The organism is Flavobacterium sp. 123 (assembly GCF_003634825.1).
Taxonomy (GTDB): domain Bacteria; phylum Bacteroidota; class Bacteroidia; order Flavobacteriales; family Flavobacteriaceae; genus Flavobacterium.
The window spans coordinates 1,717,072-1,731,969 of sequence record NZ_RBXD01000001.1; the positions used below are offsets into that span (position 1 = coordinate 1,717,072).

Consider the following 14,898-nt stretch of genomic DNA (forward strand, 5'->3'; position numbering starts at 1 on the left):
TGTTAATTATAATTGATTAGTATTGTATTCGTCTGGCCTTTTTTTGAAAGCACAGGGAATGCTATTGTTTTGTCAGTAATTGTATAGGCTATATTTTGGCCGTTACTACTTATGTTTTTTATTTTTTTATTCAAATTGTGAACTATAAAATTAATCTTTTTATCAGTTGATAGAAAGGATTTACCCGTTACTGTTTGAATAGTTAAAGTAAGTGTTTTTTCATTTGAATTGCTTGAGAATTTCAACAACTCAGATTCTCCTTTTTCAAATGCATTAGGAATTGTTCCATTATCGTTGTATAATTTTCCTTCACTTTTGGCTGTTTTTTCGTCATTGTAAAAATGCAAGTCAAAATTATCCAGACTGTATTTTGATGTGTTTTGTATGGTTTTTATCATTGGAATAAAGGCACCACCACGAACAAAAACGGGTATATGATCTTCGACAATAGCGATATTTGAAGTTGTTCCAGCTTCTTGTTTTTGATCAGTATAGAAATCAAACCAATTGTTGTTTTTTGGAAAATAAACAGGAATTTCTTTTAATCCAGGTTTTGTAATTGGAGTTATTAGGAAATCATTTCCCCACAAATACGTTTCACATACGGTTTGTAAGGCTTGATTTGTAGGTTCTTCAAATAGTAAAGGACGCATTAAAGGAGTTCCTTTTTGGTTGTTTTCAAAGGCCAATGTATAGTTGTAAGGCAACATTTGGTAACGCAATTCTATTTGTTTTTTCGCTTTTGCTTTTGTCTCAATATCTTTATAAACAGGCTCTGAAGCAACAGATTCGTCTGCGTGTGGGCGAAAAACAGGTTGGAAAACACCATATTGCAACCAACGAATATAAAGTTCATTGTCAAAATAATCACCGGCAAAACCGCCTAAATCAGAGTGCATATATCCAATTCCTTGCATTCCCATTTGTAACGCAATTTCGGTTTGCGATTGTAAGCCTTCCCAAGAACGGCTGATATCCCCTGACCAAGGAATAATTCCATACTGTTGAGAACCTGAATATCCAGAACGCATCAGGATAAAAGGGCGTTGATTTGGGAAATCTTTTTGGTATCCATTGGCTACTAATTTTGCCCAATTGTGTCCATAAATATTGTGAACTTCATCCGCTTTGCCTTTTGCAGTTATTGCTTCAGAAGGAAATGCTTCGGGCTCGCCTAAATCGCCCCAAAGACCACCAACTCCTTGATTGATTAAGTTTTTATAAATGTTCCAAAACCATTGTTTGCCTTCTGGTTTAAAAACATCTATAATTCCGGTATTTCCAAAATAGAAATCATATATAAAAGGCGCTCCATCTTTATTGACTGCCAAAACTTTTTTGTCAACAGCTTCTTTCCATTTACTTGAAGTTGTCAAAACGAAAGGTTCGGTTATCAAAACTGTTTTGATGTTTTTTGCATTCAAATCAGCAATCATTTTAGTTGGATCTGGGAAGTTGTCTTTGTCCCAATCTAAATTTCCTAATGTTCCTTGAATTGTTTTTCCAAACCAATATAAATCTATAATTATAGCATCAACAGGAATGCTATCATTTTGAAATTTTTGAATGGTTTTTCCAACTTCAGCTTGGTTGTGGTAACCAAATTTACTCGAGAAATTTCCAAAAGTCCATCGAGCGGGTAGTGGTTGTTTTCCAGTTAAATCGGTATAATTTGCAATTATGTCTGTCCAAGAATCTCCCGCTATTACTTGGTAGGTTTTGCGACCAGAAATGGTTTCGTAGGTTATTGTATTGTTCTTTTTGCTGTCTAAATCTAAGTAACCAATGGCAGGATTGTCAAAATGAATAGCATATATTTTTGAAGACATAACCATAGGAATGCAAAAATTTAATAATTCGGCTCTGTTTGAATATCCATATTGCGCACGATTATACAATTGCAAACGGTTGCCACGGCGATTCATTCCTAATACTCTTGATCCGCCACCATAAAGTGCTTCGGAATCATTTATATTGAAGTCTAAAGTCTCCATATTATCCGCCTTTGTGTATCCGTTTTTCTCTGAAAACAACTCTTTGTTTTTATAAGAATAGGATATTTTAAAAGGCGATTTTTCTATTGAAACAGTTATGCCTTTTGTTGTAAAAATCAAAAAATCTTTAGTGTCTTTTACTTTTGAATCTTTCGCTTTTGGAGTCAAAACAACCGCATGCGATTCGGGCTTGAAAGTTTCTCCTTTTGGAACAAAAGAAGTTTCAACTATTTTGTCAGAATACGGTTTTATCAAATAAACACCATCAGAGGTTTTTACTTCTAAAGTGCCGTTTGTTAATTTATGGCTTTTGTATTTCCTGTTTGCATTTTGCGCAAAGCAAAAAGTAGAAAGCAATACTATCAAGGTGAATTTTTTCATAGTATATTTTTAAATTAGTTCAATTCTAAAATATAAGCGGATTGACTATCAATAGTGATGTTGTCTTTTAAATCAATAGTTTTTTGAGTTAAAACCTCTTTACCCGTAGTGTAATTTTGAATGTTTTCTTGGAAACGATTCGTTTTTATGGTTTGAGTTTTATCACTGTTGTTGATGATAACCATCACTGTTTTTGTGTCCGTATATCTAAAATAAACATAAACATTGTCCTCCGGAATGTACTGTGTTGTTTTTCCAAAGTGTACAGCATCATTTGTTTTTCTCCATTGAAACAATTTTGAAGAAAAATCAAAAAATTGTTCTTGTTCAGCTGTTCTTCCGGTTTTAGTGAAGGCATTGTTTGTATCACCTTCCCAGCCTCCAGGAAAATCTAATCGAATGGCAGGATCACCTTCGTTTTTATTTCCAGCCATACTGATTTCTGAGCCATAATAGATTTGTGGAATTCCTCTAATGGTAGCAATCAGTGTCATTGCCATTTGGTATTTTTTAAAATCTTTTTGGTAGATTTCATTGAAACGATTGGTATCATGATTTTCTACAAAAGTCATGATGCTGTTTATATTTGGATATAGAAAATCATTAGCTAAATTCTCGTATATTTTGATTAAACCTTTATCCCAAGTCGCTTGATTTTCATTAAATACAGTCGCGGTAGATTCCATCAAGGTAAAGTCCATTACACTTGGTAAATAAGAATTGTAGTTTTGAATGGCCGCAATTTTGCTGTCTTTTTGCCAATAAGCCATTTGTGCTTGATCGTGCATCCAAACTTCCCCTACAATGTTGAAATTTGGGTATTCGTCAGTGATGGCTTTGGTCCATTCAGCAATTCCTTTTTTATCATTGTAGGAATAGGTGTCTACTCTGAAACCATCTAAATCAGCATATTCTATCCACCAAATTGCGTTTTGAGTTAAGTATTTTAGCAACAAAGGATTTGATTGATTTAAGTCTGGCATTGATTTTACAAACCATCCATCCATACACATTTTGGTATCAATTTTTGACGCATTAGGGTCAAATTGCGTAGTCATGTGGTAATTAGTCTGTGCGTAACCTGGAAATTGATGCAACCACTCATAAGTTGGTAAATCATTCATCATCCAGTGTGCTGCTCCCCAATGATTTGTTACATAATCCATGATAAGTTTCATGTCTTTTTTATGCAATTCAGTAGATAATCTCAGATAATCTTCATTTGTTCCATAACGAGGATCGATTTTGTACACATCTGATTGTCCGTACCCATGGTAGGAACCTCTACTGTCATTGTCTTCGCAAAGCGGTGTTGGCCAAAGTGCAGTTGCGCCTAATTCTTTGATGTAATCTAAATTTTTGATGATTCCTTCAATATCACCTCCGTGTCTAGATCCAGGATTCCTTCTATTTGCTTTTTCAACAACTGATTTTTCGCTGTCATTTTTAGGATTTCCGTTAGCAAAACGGTCAGGCATGATTAAATAAATCAAATCAGAAGCATCATAACTTTTGCGTTGAGCAGAATTTACTTTGCGTTTTTTCAAAGAATATTTTTGGGTAAAAGCTACTTTTTTATTTTTCGAAAAAGAGAAAACAAAATCTTGAGCTTCATTGTTTTTTGTGTCAATTGTTACAAAAATATAATTAGGATTTTCTGTCTTTTTTACTTCTTTGATCAGAATGTTATTTGAAACAGAAACATTGTTTTCTGCAATATTTTTTCCGTAAAATAAAATTTGCAGTTCGGGATTTTTCATTCCTGCATACCAAAATGGAGGTTCAACACGTTGAATTTGTGCGTTTGCATTTAAGGAGATTAGGAATAAGAATAAAAGAGTTATTTGGTTGAAATTTATATTCAAAAAAGAGCGGAATGTATTTGGCTTCATGATCAAATTATTTTTGTTTTACGTTGCTTGTTTACTTTTTTAAAAGATAAAAAAGATTCGAAAAATTAAACTCTTTGACAGTTGCCACAATCCAAGATTTTATTTTTTCGTACTGCTATCAATTAAACAATCCCAATAAAAATTGGGATTGTTTGGATTGCTTAGCGCCTTCAGGTTAATGATAGAATTTAACTACAAGTTCGTATCGATTACTTTTTAAACGGTAACTAAACTGTTTGGAGAAACAACAATTGTTTTTCCATTATTGACAATAGATAATTCTGTATCACCATCGATAGAGAATGTTGTTTCTTTATGTGAAATTGAAACTTTTAGAATTTGATTTCTAAAGTTAATTTTGAAAGAATATCCATCCCATTCTTTTGGAATTTTTGGAGAGAAGTGCAATGTGTTTTCTTTTACACGCATACCTCCAAAACCTTCTACAATACTCATCCAAGTTCCTGCCATAGATGTAATATGACATCCTTCCTCAACCTCTTTGTTGTAATCATCTAAATCTAGACGAGAAGTTCTTAAATAGAAAGTATAAGCCATTTCCATTTTGTCTAATAAAGCAGCTTGAATCGAGTGAACACATGGTGAAAGAGAACTTTCGTGAACAGTAAATGATTCGTAGAATTCAAAATTGTTTTTCAATTCTTCTTTCGAGAAATGATCTTCGAAGAAATAGAAGCATTGTAAAACATCTGCTTGTTTGATATATGGAGAACGTAAAATTCTGTCCCAAGACCATTTTTGATTGATTGGTCTTTGGCTTTTATCTAAATCAGCAACTCTCACTAATTGCTTGTCTAAGAAACCATCTTGTTGTAAGTATACATTATGTTCTTCAGAATATGGGAAGTACATATTGTCCGCTACTTTTTTCCAAGATTGTAATTCAGCATCTGAAATTTTTACTTTCTCCGTAATTCTTTTGTGGTCTGAAGGGTATTCAAGAGACACTTTTTGAATTTGTTCGTGCGTATAATCTAAACACCATTTAGCAATATAATTCGTGTAGAAATTATTGTTTACGTTGTTTTCATATTCATTAGGACCTGTAACTCCAAGGATTACATATTTATCTAAATTAGTAGAAAAATTAGCTCTTTGGTGCCAGAAACGCGCAATACCAATAAGTACTTCTAATCCTTTTTCAGGGATATAGCTGTAATCACCAGTATAACGGAAGTAGTTATAGATGGCAAAAGCAATAGCACCATTTCTATGGATTTCTTCAAAAGTAATTTCCCATTCGTTATGGCATTCTTCTCCATTCATGGTTACCATTGGATACAAAGCAGCGCCATTTGTAAAGCCTAATTTAGCAGCATTTTCAATTGCTTTGTCCAACTGATTGTAACGGTAAGTCAATAAATTTCGAGCTACTTGCTGATCTTTTGTTGCCATGTAAAATGGAATGCAATACGCTTCGGTATCCCAATAAGTAGATCCTCCGTATTTTTCTCCTGTGAAACCTTTTGGACCAATATTCAAACGAGAATCTTTACCAAGGTAGGTTTGATTTAATTGGAAAATATTGAAACGAATTCCTTGTTGTGCTTTTACATCACCATCAATAGTGATGTCTGACATTTCCCAGATTTTCGCCCAAGCTTCGATTTGCTCTTGTAATAATTGGTTGTATCCTTTTGATAAAACAGATTGAATCAATTTTTCGGCAGCAGTTTGAGTATTTTCGTGGTTTAAAGAAACGGTATAACCACCAATTTTTTGAATACTTGATTTTGCGCCTTTAGCGATAATAGTTCCGTAAGAAAATTGAATTTTATCTGAAAATGCATCGATAGATGATGGAGAAATATTTGTGTTTTCGCCATTTGACCAAATGCTGTTGTGCATAAAAGTAGTCACCTTGAAATGCGTTTTGAACGTTTGTGCAGTTACAAAAGCTTCATTTCCTGATTTTTTTACATCCAAAGGTTCCCAGAATTTCTCTTCCCAGTTTGCATCTTCATTGGTTACACCTGCATCAATATAAGGCTTGTAAATTACTTTTACATCTTTGTTCAAAGGTGTAATTTCATAGTTGATGTAACCTACTTCGTCTAAGTTTAAGGAAAGAAAACGACGAATATTTACAGCGATTTCAGTTCCGTTTTTCAAAGTAGCTTCAAAAGAACGGTTGTACCATCCTTCTTTCATATTTAATTCACGACGGAAGTTTTTCACTTCAGTACATGCATTTAAATCTAGTTCTTCACCATTGATTTCAATGTCAATCCCAATCCAGTTTGGCGCATTCAATACTTTAGCAAAATACTCAGGATATCCATTTTTCCACCAGCCTACTTTTGTTTTATCAGGATAATAAATTCCTGCAATGTAGCTTCCTTGGAAAGTTTCTCCAGTATATTTTTCTTCAAAATTAGCTCTTTGTCCCATCGCACCGTTTCCGATACTGAAAAGACTTTCAGATGATTTTACGCTTTCTACATCAAATCCCTCTTCTATAATTGACCAATTATCTGCTTTTATATAATCTTGATTCATTTTACTTTTGTTTAAAGTTTAAAAAGTTTTAAGATTGAAAAAATTTCGTGCAGTTTTTCTAACCTCTTGCTTCTTGTTTCTTTTTATTTTCTAATTAATTGCTCAATAAAACTTTTGTCAATCTGTGTGAAATCTTTAAAGATGTATTGTGCTTCTTCTAAAATGGATTTTTCTCCAATTCCTATGCTTACCATATTTCCAATATTAGCTGCTTGAATTCCAGCAACAGAATCTTCAAAAACAATGGCGTCTTTAGGTTCTGTTTTTAATAATTTAGCCGCAATAAGAAAAACTTCAGGATCTGGTTTTGCATTACTTACATCATTTCCGTCAACAATAGCATCGAAATAATGTAGAATACCTGTTTTTTCAAGAATTGGTCTTGCATTTTTACTCGCTGAACCTAAGGCAATAGGCTGATTTTTTTCTTTCAAAAATTGAAGAACTGGTAAAACTCCCGGAAGAATTTCATTTTGATCCATATCGACTAAATAGGATAAATAGTCTTCATTTTTTTGAATAAGCCATTTGTCTTTGTCTTCTTGTGAAGCTTCAACTTTGCCTAATTCCAGAATAATATCTAGAGAACGCACTCGGCTAACTCCTTTTAATAATTCATTATGTTCGTGTGTAAATTCGATACCTAATCCCGATGCGATTTTTTTCCATGCTAAATAGTGGTATTTAGCGGTGTCAACAATTACTCCGTCAAGGTCGAATATAAATGCTTTAGTCATTTTGTTTTTGTTGTGATATTTATTATTTAGTTGTAGATAAGTTTTCTTTAACAAAGGTTACACCTAATCCAGCAATTAACATTGAAGCACCTGCAATAACAATAATTGCCATAGGTTGTCCACCAAATAAAGCAATTAGCGTACTCCCTAATAATCCGGCTGCAATTTGTGGCAAGGTGATAGTTGCATTAAATAATCCCATGTAAACCCCCATTTTATCAGCAGGTAAAGAGCCAGATAACATAGCATAAGGCATAGCTAAAATAGCGGCCCAAGCTAAACCAACCCCAGTCATTGATGCCAAAAGCAGGTTTTTGTCATGAACTAAGAACATAGAAATCAATCCTAGACCCCCTAAAATAAGAGAGAAGCTGTAGGTTTTTTTTCGTCCAATAGATTTTGCTATTGACGGAATTAACAAGGAGAAGAATGCTGCAATGGCGCTATAGAAAGCAAACATTACACCAGTCCAGTCACCAGCTTCGTTAAATCCAATTGATTTTGCATCCAAAGCTTCAGGACCCCATACTTGATTAGCTATCGCTCTAGTTGTATAAACCCACATTAAAAACAAGGCAAACCAAGAGAAAAACTGAACAAATCCTAATTGCCAAAATATTTTTGGAGCATTTACGATTAAAGTAACAATATTTGATTTCTCTTTCTTTTCAGGAGCATTTAAGTCTATTTTGTTGTATTCGGCATGTTCTTTTGGAGCATATTCTTTTGTTTTAAATACAGTCCAAAGTACACTTGCAAGCAAAATAGCTCCTCCAATATAGAATGACCATATTACAGATTCAGCTACTTTTTCACCAGGTGCTGGTACATTTGCCATTCCTGCTTTTGCTAAAATCCAAGGTAATAATGATCCGAAAACGGCACCAAAATTAATCAAAGCACTTTGCAAAGAATAACCCAGATTGCGTTGTTCATCATTAACCATGTCTCCAACTAATGCTCTGAAAGGCTGCATAGTTACATTAAAAGAAGTGTCCATTAATAAAAGCATTACAGCTCCAAAAAGTAATGGTGGTAATAAGTATGCGAAATATTCTGCATTAGGCATAAAAAACATTGCCGTAGCAGAGACAAGAGCTCCAAAAAATATAAAAGGGATTCTACGACCTAGTCGTGTCCAGGTCTTATCACTTGAAAGACCAATTATAGGTTGAACAACCAATCCTGCTAAAGGGGCTGCTAACCAAAAATAACCAATACTATGAACATCTGCGCCTAAGGCTTCTAATATTCTACTGGTATTTCCATTTTGTAGCGAATATCCAATTTGCACACCTAGGAATCCAAAACTTAGATTCCAAATTTGCCAAAAACTTAACTTGGGTTTTTCCATTATCGTAAATTGTTTTAATTATACGATAAGCGCTCTGCTTATCAAAACTTATCTTATTTTCGAAGTAAAAGTAAAAGCTTTGAAGGGGTAAATATAGAAATATATTTCAAGCTTTTATTTTTGATTCAAAAATTAGGGGACTGTATTTTTCACTACAAGGTTGTAGTGTTTATAAATTAACAAAAAAAAATTAATTTGTTGATTCTCTTTCTATAAGGTGTGTTGAAATAACCTCTGTTCTGTAATTTTCTTCTCCTTCTTCCTCTTCCTCAGACTCTAATCTTTTGATTAGCATTTTGGCTGCTTTAGTGCCCATTTTTTTACCACTTTGACTTACGGTTGTAATGGTTGGAGTAGAGTATTTTGAAATCATTCCGTCAGTAAAAGCAATTACGGCTAAATCATTAGGAACTTTCAGGCCTATTTTATGAGCGGTTTTAACGGCTATTACTGCAAAAAGTTCGTTCACTGCAAAAACAGCATCAATAGCACTATCTTCTAATAATTTTGCTATTGTTATTTCGCATGTATCAACATCTTCAATTTTAATAATTAAGTTCTCGTCAAAAGGAATGTCATTGTCTAACAATGCTTTGATGTACCCATCTGTTCTGAGTTTCCCAACACTAACGTAATCAACGGTAGTAACTAGGGCAATTTTTTTCTTTCCTTTATCAATTAAACTTTGAACCGCTTCATAAGCAGCTGCTTTGTCATCTATAATTACTTTATCACAAAGGATCTCATTAGTAACTCTATCAAACATTACCACGGGCATTCCTTGATTGATAACCTCTGTTATATGATGAAAATCTCCTTTGAACTGCGTCTCTTTTGATAGTGACATTATGAAGCCATCGATGCTTCCGTTAGCAAGCATTTCCATGTTTAAAACTTCTTTGTCAAAAGAGTCATCAGAGAGGCAAATAATTACACTATACCCGTTTTCATTTGCAACATGTTCGATACCATTAATTACCGTTGAAAAGAAATGGTGTACAATTTCAGGGATAATAATACCAATAGTTTTTGTCTTTCGATTCTTTAAACTAAGGGCAATATTATTTGGTTTGTAGTGGTAAAATTTAGCAAATGCTTGCACTTTAAGTCTTGTTTCTTCACCTATTTCAGGACTGTTTCTCAAGGATTTTGATACAGTTGAAATAGATACATCAAGCTCTTTTGCAATTTGTTTAAGTGTTACCTTTCTTTTCATGTTTTGGATATGGGAAAAATTATTTTGATAATAAAGATATATTATATTTTGAATAATGGCAAAATAACAAGTTAAATCTTCAATAATGCAGAAACTTTTCAACACTACCACGTTTTCGTAAAATAACATGATTTTTATCATGCCGAAAACGTTATCGTTTTGGTTAAGTTTGCCATTCGAAGTAAAATTAAAACTTAAAAACGCAACCAAAACTCAAATTAATTTAAACAAACAGTATGAAAACAATTTACAAAAAGTTGTTATTTTTATTACTACTCCTACCTTTTAGTGTTCTGGCTCAGAATACTCTTAGTGGAATTGTTGTTGACAAAGCAACAGGTCAACCAATCCCAGGAGTAAATGTAAATGTACAAGATGCCAATAATGGTGTTTCGACGGATTTTGACGGAAAATTTCAGTTGTCAAATGTTAAAAAAGGAAATAAAGTAGTTTTTTCTTTCATTGGATACAAAAATTTTGTTGTCAATTATGATTCTCAAAAATCAGTTAGTGTTTCTCTAGAAGAAAATGCTAGCGAATTAAAAGAAGTTGTAGTACAAGTAGGATATGGATCAGTTAAGAAAAAAGACGCGACTGGTGCTGTAACGGTATTAACTGCAAAAGATTTTAATAAAGGACCTGTAACTTCTGCGGATCAAATGATTCAAGGTAAAGTAGCTGGTTTGCAAATTGTTAATGGTGGTGGTTCTCCAGGTGAGGGTGCTACAATTAGAATTAGAAGTGGCTCTTCTTTATCTGCAAGTAATGATCCTTTATACGTTATTGATGGTGTTCCAGTTGCGGCTGGTGGAGTTGAAGGAGGTAAAAATCCATTGGCTACAATCAACCAAAATAACATTGAATCGATTTCTGTATTGAAAGATGCTTCTGCAACTGCTATTTACGGTTCTCGTGCATCAAATGGGGTTATCATCATTACTACTAAAAAAGGTAAATCAGGTGATTTGCAAGTAAGCTACAATGGTAATTTACAAGTTTCTCAAATCACTAATAAAGTAGATGCTTTGACTGCTGGTCAATTTAGAGATTTCATTGCTGCTCATGGTTCTGTTGCTCAACAAGCTTTAGTTGGTGCTGCAAATACAGATTGGCAAAATGAAATTTATAGAACAGCTATTGGAACAGATCATAATATTGCTTTAAGTGGAGGTTCAGATAATGTTGCGTATAGAGCTTCTGTAGGATATGCTGATTTAAATGGTATTTTGAAAAGAGATAACATGAAAAGAACTACGTTAGCAGTTTCTTTGACTGGAGATTTCTTTGATAAACACTTGAAAATCCAATTAAACAATAATACATCTTACATTAATAGTAATTATAGTAATAGAGGAGCAATTGGTTCTGCAATTAGTTTTGACCCTACTCAAGTAGTTAAAAATCCTGATGGAACTTATTTCCAATGGTTGACAAATCCAACTCAATTTAATCAATTAGCTGGTAAAAACCCATTGTCATTGATTGAACAACAAAATAATTATGGTGGTTCTTATAGAAGTATTGGTAATATCCAAGCAGACTATAAGATGCATTTCTTGCCAGAATTGAAAGCGGTAGCTAACTTTGGTTACGATCAAATGAGTGGTACTGGAAATGGTGGTACAAATGCAGATTACCTTAATGGTCTTGCTGGTTCAGGTTATAATAATACCTATAAAAATACAGAATCAAGAAATAATAAATTAATGACTTTGTTTTTGAATTACAACAAAAAACTAGAGTCTATTGGTACACAACTTGATGTAACAGGTGGTTATGACTACCAAGATTTCCAAGATTCAAAACACAGATCTTCATTTAATTTTGAAAACAACAAAACAACGGAAGAATTGTTTACTCCAACAAGAATAAACTTGCAATCGTTTTTTGCTAGAACAAATGTTACTATAGCTGATAAATATTTAGTGACTTTGTCTTACAGACGTGATGGTACTTCAAGATTTACTTCAGATTACCGTTGGTCAAATTTCCCTGCAGTTGCTGTAGCTTGGAAACTTAATGAAGAAAACTTCTTGAAAGATGTTGAAAGTATTTCGACATTGAAAGTTAGAGGAGGTTGGGGTATTACTGGTCAACAAAACATTGGTAATCCATATCCTTCAATTCCATTGTATTTAGCGTCTAATAGCAATGCTCAATACCAATTAGGAAATACATTTTACACTACTTATAGACCGCAACCATACAATAGTAACTTGAAATGGGAGCAAACTACAACTATAAATGCTGGTATTGATTATGGTTTGTTTAACAATAGAGTGAATGGTACTGTTGATGTTTACAAAAGAACAACTAAAGATTTGTTATTGTATACTCAAAATCCTTCTTTCTTTGGATTCTCAAACTATGATAATTACAACGTAGGAACAATTGATAATAAAGGAATTGAATTATCTGCTAATGTTATTCCTGTGAAAACAGATAATTTAGAGTGGACAATAGGTGGTAACGTAACGTTCCAAGATTCTAAAATTACTAAATTGACTACTGTTTTAGATAATACTCCAGGTATCAATGTAGGAGGTTATGAAGGAGCTACTGGAAATACAATCCAAAATCATCAAGTAGGATATGCGCCAAGTTCATTTTATGTATACGAGCAAGCTTATGGTGCAGATGGAAAACCTTTAGACGGTGTATATGTTGATAGAAATAAAGATGGTATCATAACTGCACAAGATAAATACCGTTTCCATAAACCAGCTGCTGATGTATTTTATGGTTTCAATACAAGTCTTACATACAAAAATTGGGATATGGCAATGAACTGGAGAGGATCTTGGGGTAATTTTAATTACAACAACGTAGATTCAAGCAAAGGTTCTTACCAAAATATCTTATTAAGAAGTACGGATTTATCTAATGGTGTGGCTAATATTTTAGAAACAGGTTTTACTACTCAAGATACTAAAAGATACGAATCAGATTATTACATCCAAGATGCTTCTTTTATTAGATTAGATAATGTAAGTGTTGGATATACTTTCAATCAAAAACCAGATTCAAAATCATTAGTTAAGGTTACTTTGGCTGCTCAAAACGTTTTATTGATAACAAAATACAGCGGATTAGATCCTGAAATTTCAGGAGGTATTGATAATAACTTATACCCAAGACCAATTACTTTCACGTTAGGTTTAAACGTTAATTTCTAATACAAATAACAAGAAAAATGAAAAAGATACAAATAAAATTATTGGGTATTTCTTTGTTACTGTTGGTGATTTTATTCCCATCGTGTACCTCTGATTTGAATCAAGCACCAGATGCAGGAGACTCAGTAACTGGAGATCAATTCTTTACAGATGCAGCTTCATACAAACAAAACCTAGCGAAACTATATGCAGGTTTTGCTACATCAGGTCAATCAGGACCTGCAGGAACTCCTGATATTTCAGGAATTGACGAAGGAGAAAGCCAATACATTAGAGGTTTTTGGTTAATGCAAGAATTAACTACTGACGAAGCAGTTATTGGATGGAATGACGGAACTATTAAAGACTTACATGCTCAAACATGGACTCCATTAGATCGTTTTATCACAGCTACTTTCGCTCGTTTCTCTTTCCAAATTGTAAACTGTAATGAGTTTTTAAGACAAACTACAGATGAGAAATTAGCGGCTAGAGGTCTAGATGCAGGTTTGGTTACTGAAATTAAAGCGTACAGAGCGGAAGCTCGTTTTTTAAGAGCTTTAACGTACTGGCATTTAATTGACATGTTTGGTGGTGGTTCATTAGTGACTGAGGATTCTCCAAGTTCATTTTACTATCCAGAATATGCTACAAGAGCTGAACTATACAAATTTGTTGATGATGAGTTGACTGCAATTACTCCGGAATTGAAAGAACCAAAAACAAATGAAGCATATAGAGTTGATAAAGCTGCAGCATGGATGTTGCAAGCTAAATTGTACATGAATTCAAAAGTGTATATTGGAACAGATAAATATGCTGAAGCATTGCCTTTAATCAATAATATTATTGCTTCAAGTTATTCATTACATACAAACTACAACCAATTATTCTTAGCAGATAATGACAAAAATGGAGCTCAAAATGAATTCATTTTTGCTATAGCTTTTGATGGTCTTCATACTCAAACATACGGAGGAACTACTTTCTTAACTCACGCACCAGTGGGTGGAAGTATGCCAGTTGAAGAATTTGGTATTAGTGGTGGATGGGCTGGAATCAGAACTACAGCTGCTTTTGTTGACAAGTTTGATGTGAACACTACTGATGCACGTGGACAATTCTACACAGATGGACAGACTAAAGAAATTGTAAACATGGGTAATTTTAATGATGGTTACGCTGTTCAAAAATTTAGAAATGTTGATGTTAATGGTGTTAGAGGATCTGATAAGTCTGGTACTTTTTCAGACGCAGATTTCCCAATTTTCCGTTTAGCAGATGCTTATTTAATGTATGCTGAATGTGCCGTAAGAGGAGCAGGAGGAAGTTTAGGTACAGCATTGACTTACGTTAATGCAATAAGAACTAGAGCTAATGCAACAACAATTTCTCAAGGAGAACTTACTGAAGATTTTATTCTTGACGAAAGAGCAAGAGAGTTTCATTGGGAAGGACAAAGAAGAACTGATTTAATTCGTTTTGGTAAATTTACAGGTGGTAGTTATTTATGGCCATGGAAAGGAAATGTTTCGGGAGGAGCTCCAACGCAACTATACAGAAACTTATTCCCTATTCCTGCAACGGCAATTTCTTCAAACAGTAAATTACAACAAAATCCAGGTTATTAATAATATTAAAAATATATA

At 33.5% G+C, this 14,898-nt stretch carries 8 protein-coding genes; 2 read left to right on the top strand and 6 right to left on the bottom strand.

Annotation, left to right across the window (positions count from 1 at the left end):
* Positions 1-2: 2 nt before the first annotated feature.
* From C8C88_RS07490 to C8C88_RS07515, 6 genes are all read right to left on the bottom strand, one after another.
* Complete coding sequence (locus C8C88_RS07490; RefSeq protein WP_121337511.1) at positions 3-2,375, bottom strand: TIM-barrel domain-containing protein; 2,373 nt, start codon at positions 2,373-2,375, stop codon at positions 3-5.
* Positions 2,376-2,389: 14 nt separating this feature from the next.
* Positions 2,390-4,267, bottom strand: a complete 1,878-nt coding sequence (locus C8C88_RS07495) for a glycoside hydrolase family 13 protein (RefSeq protein ID WP_121337512.1) — start codon at positions 4,265-4,267, stop codon at positions 2,390-2,392.
* Between the two features lie 216 nt (positions 4,268-4,483).
* Positions 4,484-6,787, bottom strand: coding sequence for a glycoside hydrolase family 65 protein (locus C8C88_RS07500; protein WP_121337513.1), 2,304 nt, complete (start codon positions 6,785-6,787; stop codon positions 4,484-4,486).
* An 83-nt stretch (positions 6,788-6,870) separates the two neighbouring features.
* Positions 6,871-7,524: a beta-phosphoglucomutase gene (gene pgmB / locus C8C88_RS07505; protein ID WP_121338606.1), complete on the bottom strand. Its 654-nt coding sequence runs from the start codon at positions 7,522-7,524 to the stop codon at positions 6,871-6,873.
* Between the two features lie 22 nt (positions 7,525-7,546).
* Positions 7,547-8,878 carry an MFS transporter gene (locus tag C8C88_RS07510; protein WP_199711399.1) on the bottom strand — a complete coding sequence of 444 codons (1,332 nt, stop codon included), beginning with the start codon at positions 8,876-8,878 and terminating at the stop codon, positions 7,547-7,549.
* A gap of 190 nt (positions 8,879-9,068) precedes the next feature.
* A complete protein-coding gene (locus C8C88_RS07515; protein WP_121338607.1) occupies positions 9,069-10,094 on the bottom strand; it encodes a LacI family DNA-binding transcriptional regulator in 1,026 nt (341 codons plus the stop codon).
* A 236-nt stretch (positions 10,095-10,330) separates the two neighbouring features.
* On the opposite strand from C8C88_RS07515, the gene C8C88_RS07520 reads away from it, so the two are divergent.
* The gene (locus tag C8C88_RS07520; RefSeq protein ID WP_121337515.1) at positions 10,331-13,270 is read left to right on the top strand and encodes a TonB-dependent receptor; all 2,940 of its coding nucleotides are present in this window, start codon (positions 10,331-10,333) and stop codon (positions 13,268-13,270) included.
* Between the two features lie 17 nt (positions 13,271-13,287).
* Positions 13,288-14,880 (top strand): RagB/SusD family nutrient uptake outer membrane protein, encoded by a 1,593-nt coding sequence (locus C8C88_RS07525; protein WP_121337516.1) that lies wholly within the window; start codon positions 13,288-13,290, stop codon positions 14,878-14,880.
* Positions 14,881-14,898: the final 18 nt, after the last annotated feature.